The sequence below is a fragment of the Neobacillus drentensis genome, assembly GCF_036966985.1.
Classification (GTDB): Bacteria; Bacillota; Bacilli; order Bacillales; family Cytobacillaceae; genus Neobacillus; species Neobacillus drentensis_E.
This window is the reverse complement of record NZ_JBALSN010000654.1, coordinates 1-5488: the sequence shown is the minus strand read 5'-3', so window position 1 is coordinate 5488 and position 5488 is coordinate 1. Positions and strand designations below refer to the sequence as shown.

Genomic DNA, 5488 nt, shown 5'->3' with positions numbered 1-5488 from the left:
AAATTAAATCTTTCATACTTATTAAATTTAATACCATATATAACATTATCTGGTATAATTCTTTCTTCTTTTAGAATGGTTACTATGCAACTCAATATGAAACGCAAGAAAAACATTACGGTCATGGACAAGCGCAAGCAAAGAATGGCCAGTAGGACCAAGAGGTTAAGGCTCCAGTGAAGCTAACATGGAAGTCAACTTATGTGGCGTCCTTTATTCTTCATTCTAAATGGTGTGTCTGCAAAGTTAATTACATTTTTTTACGCAGTTAAAAAACAGCAATAGAATTATTCAAGCTAATATAAGGTTGCAGTACTTATCAGTGAGTATTACAATTGACATATAAATTGGTAATGAATGGTGATAATATGAGCAATTTTATTGATAATCTAAAAGTTTCCTTACATAAGGGGTTTATTGACCAAAGTTCAAATAAAACAGGGATTTACAAGCCGAAGTTATTAGTGAATAACGCAAAAAAGGGCGAAAATGTATTAAATACCTTACTTGATGAATTAGATAGCTGCGACTCATTTATTTTTTCAGTAGCGTTCATTACTGAAAGCGGCCTGGCCACTCTTAAATCCCATTTTCTGGACCTTAATCGAAAAGGGATAAAAGGTCGCATTTTAACCTCAACCTTTCTAAATTTTAATCAACCAAAAGTTTTTAAGGAACTAATGAAAATTGAAAATGTTGAAGTTAGGACGACTAATTTAGAAGGGTTCCATTCAAAAGGATACATTTTTAATCAAAGAAACCATTATTCTTTAATTGTTGGAAGTTCTAATTTAACAGCCCATGCTTTAAAAGTAAATTATGAATGGAATGTTAAATTAACTTCACATGAAGACGGTGAAATTGTTAATCATTTTAAATCTCAATTTGAAGAAGTATGGAATGATGCAAGTCCTTTAAATGAAGAATGGATTGAAAAGTACGAGAAGAAATATACCCCTCTTGTTAACAGAAAAGCTTTAGATCAGGTGATAGAATTACCGTCTCAGTATAACGTTAATTCTATCGAAGAGGCTCTAAAAATTAAACCCAATAAAATGCAGGAAGCTGCATTGCTAGGAATTCAGGCGATTCGTGATGCGGGAGCAAATAAGGGTTTAATCATTTCTGCAACAGGAACTGGTAAAACATATTTGTCTGCATTTGATGTGAGACGGTTTGGCCCAAAACGGATGCTATTTGTTGTGCATAGAGAGCAAATACTGCAAAAGGCAAAAGAAGATTTTAAAAAGATACTTGGCGGAATAGATGCGGATTTTGGAATACTGTCGGGTACTAATAAACAGACAAATGCGAAATATTTATTTGCCACGATTCAATCCATTTCGAAAGAAGAAACTTTAGCTCAGTTTGATTCAAAAGAATTTGACTATATTTTAATTGATGAAGTACATAAAGCTGGTGCTCAATCTTACCAAAAGGTCATTGATTATTTCAATCCAGACTTTTTAATGGGAATGACTGCTACACCAGAACGGACAGATGATTTTAATATCTTTGAGCTTTTTGCCTACAACATTGCTTATGAAATTCGTCTTCAGGAAGCACTGGAAGAAGATATGCTATGTCCATTTCATTATTTTGGGGTTACTGACCTAGAATATAATGGCGAAATGATTGATGAAACAGCTGTATTAGCAAAGCTTGTTACTGAGGAACGCGTCAATCATATTCTTGAAAAAATCATTTACTATGGCTTTTCAGGAGATAAAGTAAAAGGATTAATGTTCTGTAGTAGGAAAGATGAGGCAATGAAATTAGCCGATGCTTTTAATGAGAAAGGTCTACGAACAGTTGCCTTAGTAGGGGATCACAATCAGGATGAACGGGAACGTCGTGTAAAGCAACTTGAAGAAGGCATGTTAGACTATATCATTACTGTAGATATTTTTAATGAAGGAATCGACATTCCTAGTGTTAATCAGGTCGTCATGTTAAGACAAACCCAATCTAGTATCATTTTTATTCAACAACTTGGACGGGGACTTCGTAAACATTCAACTAAAGACTTTGTAACAATTATTGATTTTATTGGAAATTATAAGAATAACTATTTAATTCCCATTGCACTTTCAGGTGACAAATCACAGAACAAGGATAATATCCGTCGCTATATTAAGGATACGAGCTATATAAAAGGGGTATCTACGATTAATTTTGAGGAAATTGCTAAAAAGCAGATTTTTAAAGCGATTAACAACAGTAATTTAACAGCGTTAAAAGTTTTAAAAGAAGCATTTGTTGAGTTGAAAAATAGAATTGGCAGAACTCCTTATTTATATGATTTTGTAACGAACCATTCCATTGACCCTGAAGTAATAGTAGATAAGTACACGAACTATTACCAATTTTTATTAAAGCTAAAGGAAGAAATACCGTTATTGACGAAGTATCAAAACACTGTTTTAACTATGTTTTCTACGGAGATCTTAAATGGCAAAAGGAAACATGAGATTATTTTATTAGACCTTCTTTTAAAACAAGAAACAGTAATTTATGATGATTTTATAGAGAATTTAATTCATTTTAATTGTCCTGTTGACGAAGAGACTATTTCTTCAGTTTTGCGCATATTTAGTTTGGAATTTTTTACACAAAGTTATAAAGAAAAGTATGGGAATCAGCCAATTATTATGTTATTAGAAGATGGTACCTTTACACTTAATAATTTGGTTCGAGAGTATATATTGGGTAATCCGTATTTTAACTTTCTAGTGAAAGATGTCATAAATAGCGCCAAGGAAAAATCTAAGCTATACGAATCTGAGGAACCATTAACCCTCTATCAGAAATATTCAAGAAAAGATGCATGTAAACTCTTGAATTGGATTAACGATGAAAGCTCTACCGTTTATGGCTACAAAACAAAACACGGTACCTGTCCAATCTTTGTGACCTATCAAAAAATGAAGATGTCGAATCTAGTATAGATTATGCGGAAGAATTCCTAAGCCCTGAGGTACTTAAGTGGTCAACAAGGAGTAATAGAACTTTAGAATCTCAAGAAGTGAAAACAATCATCGAATCTGAAGAAAAAGGTATTGACCTTCATATTTTTGTAAAGAAAGATGATGATGAAGGAACTGATTTTTATTATTTAGGAAAAGCAACCCCGGATAAAAATAATATCGAACAGGCCATCATGGAAGATAGTAAGGGGAAAAAACTGCCAGTTGTTCATATGAACTTGGTAATGGAAAATCCAATTGAAAATAAACTTTACAATTACATTATTAATGGGGCGGATGACTAAAGAATAGTCTTCTCATTTTGAGAAGACTATTTTTCTTGGATTAATTGCTCAACAGATGGAACATCCGCCGGTGCCCACTTGAGTGAATCTAAGTTTTCCCGTTTTAACCAGATTAACTTTGAATGCTCACTTGGCATCGGTGTTCCCTCAACTACTCTACATTTAATTGAAATCAAATTAATTATAAATGTGTCGTATTCATGGGTGTTGTCATTAAATACCTCTTTGAAGGTTTCAACCTTACAGTCTAGCTCTTCATCAATCTCTCGTTCAAGCGCAGAGAAAATGTCCTCATTTGACTCTACTTTACCTCCAGGAAACTCCCACATATTTGGAATCGACATTTCTGGAGATCTAAGAGCACATAGAATTTCTTGCTGTTCATTTTCAATAATTGCAGCAACAACTTTTACAAGCTTTTTCAAGATAACCCTCCTATACATTTCTCTAGCCACTATAATACCACTTTTGGTGGTTAGATGTTGTATTGGTTGTTTTTTTGATAACTATTCTTTTCAAAAATTGACTCTAAACAAAATTCTCATTAACAAAAACTAAAAGTTAATACATTATAGGGGACTGATAGGATGAAAAAGGTTGGAATTGTTGGCGGGACCTGAAGCAACAGTAGATTATTACCAAACAATCATTTCTAAATTTCAAGAAACGATAGGTAGTAAAAAGGAAATGCCATAGATTTCGTGTATGACAATAATCAGATGACTTGAATTCTTCAGTATTTGCAGCATCATTCCCCCCTTGAAATCAGAAGCCTCCTAGTTTAAAGAAGGGTTTCCACAAATTGTTCCTCAGAAATCACTTTAAATCCATTTCTTTTTAGTAATGCAGAAGTAACTCCCATTCCCTCTATCTTTTTACCAATAAATTTGCCGTTATAAATCATTGAACTGCCGCAGGACGGGCTGTTTTCCTTAAGAACCACAATAGTCGCATTTATTTCTTTCGCTTTTTCAAGAGCAGCATAGGCTCCGTTTAGGTAAAGCTGCGTAACATCTTTTCCTGTTTGATCCATTACTTTAGCCTTTCCATCCAGTACATCTTCTCCGTTGCCGCCAATGATTTCAGCAGGATCTCTTGGCGTTGAAAAGCCGCCAAGTAATTCTGGACAAATTGTAATAGCTTTATTTTCTTCTACTAGTTTCCTAATTTTATTATTTAAACTATGTGTTCCGTTATATCGCACTTCCAAACCTGCTAAACACGAACTCACCAATATCATTTATTAACCTCCATCAAAATTGTAAAGGATTGCATTTAACGGTGTATCGAAGCTAAAGACGGAGTGACTGCGGCTTCTCCTTTGTTGTTGCTTAACGAGCAAAAAATTTCTTGCCGTTCGTTTTCAATAATAGCAGCAACGACTTTTACGAGTTTTTTCAATGTAAACCTCCTAGCTAGATTTTATCCGCCCTGGTGCAGATAGTTATTTGTTATGCCCAATATATTGAAATGAGTGAATATGAGTTTTCGTTAGATCAATAACTTTTTGGATAAAATCTTCTGGCGTTTCTTTGAAGCCATTTTGGATCCAAGTATGAAGGAGACCATAAAAGCCATAGGCTGTATAACGTTTAAAATAATCCATATTAACTGGGATATTGTTGATGGTTTCAAAAATAAATTGTTCTTTATAGATTTTTAAGATTGTTTGAGGGAACCGTGTATGTAATCCTGGTAACGTGTCATCGTAGTTAATTAATGTAAAAAAACTCTGGTTTTTATAGATGTAAGAAACGATATTAAAAGATGGTGCATTTAGCTTAGCTGTATTAACCTTTTGACCAGGTACATAGGCTTGGCCTACTGAAGCCTCTAACCCTTGAAGCATGGAAACAAGTAAATCCTCAGCTAATTCAATTTTATCTGTGTAATGGATATAAAAGGTACTACGATTATAAGCGGCGTAATCGACAAGGTCTTTTACAGTAACAGAATGGTACCCTTTCTCTTTTATGAGTTCAATTAATGCTTGCTTTAAATGCGCTTTTGTCCGATTTTGTCGTTGAGACGTCGTATTTTGTTCATTATTCATGAAAAAACCTTCCTCAATATAGACAGATTTAGCATAAGTGTCTAGTCAATAGACACTTAATGATATCTTAATGATTGTTACTTGTGAACAAAATAGTACAATTAAATTGTGAACAATAAAGCACAGATAATAGATTTATCTATTATTTTTCTCTAGAATGTGCT

At 33.6% G+C, this 5488-nt stretch carries 4 protein-coding genes and 1 pseudogene; 1 reads left to right on the top strand and 4 read right to left on the bottom strand.

Going from position 1 to position 5488, the window contains the following annotated elements:
* Nucleotides 1-368: 368 nt before the first annotated feature.
* Nucleotides 369-3271 (top strand): annotated as a pseudogene (locus V7659_RS29870) (DUF3427 domain-containing protein).
* 26 nt (nt 3272-3297) lie between these two features.
* Here V7659_RS29870 and V7659_RS29865 read toward each other — a convergent pair.
* The 4 genes from V7659_RS29865 to V7659_RS29850 form a co-directional block, all read right to left on the bottom strand.
* Complete coding sequence (locus tag V7659_RS29865) at nt 3298-3696, bottom strand: (deoxy)nucleoside triphosphate pyrophosphohydrolase (RefSeq protein WP_335543655.1); 399 nt, start codon at nt 3694-3696, stop codon at nt 3298-3300.
* Between the two features lie 356 nt (nt 3697-4052).
* Nucleotides 4053-4511: a DUF523 domain-containing protein gene (locus V7659_RS29860; RefSeq protein ID WP_335543654.1), complete on the bottom strand. Its 459-nt coding sequence runs from the start codon at nt 4509-4511 to the stop codon at nt 4053-4055.
* A 35-nt stretch (nt 4512-4546) separates the two neighbouring features.
* Complete coding sequence (locus V7659_RS29855; protein WP_335543653.1) at nt 4547-4672, bottom strand: hypothetical protein; 126 nt, start codon at nt 4670-4672, stop codon at nt 4547-4549.
* A gap of 43 nt (nt 4673-4715) precedes the next feature.
* Nucleotides 4716-5324 (bottom strand): TetR/AcrR family transcriptional regulator, encoded by a 609-nt coding sequence (locus V7659_RS29850; protein WP_335543652.1) that lies wholly within the window; start codon nt 5322-5324, stop codon nt 4716-4718.
* Between the last annotated feature and the right edge of the window lie 164 nt (nt 5325-5488).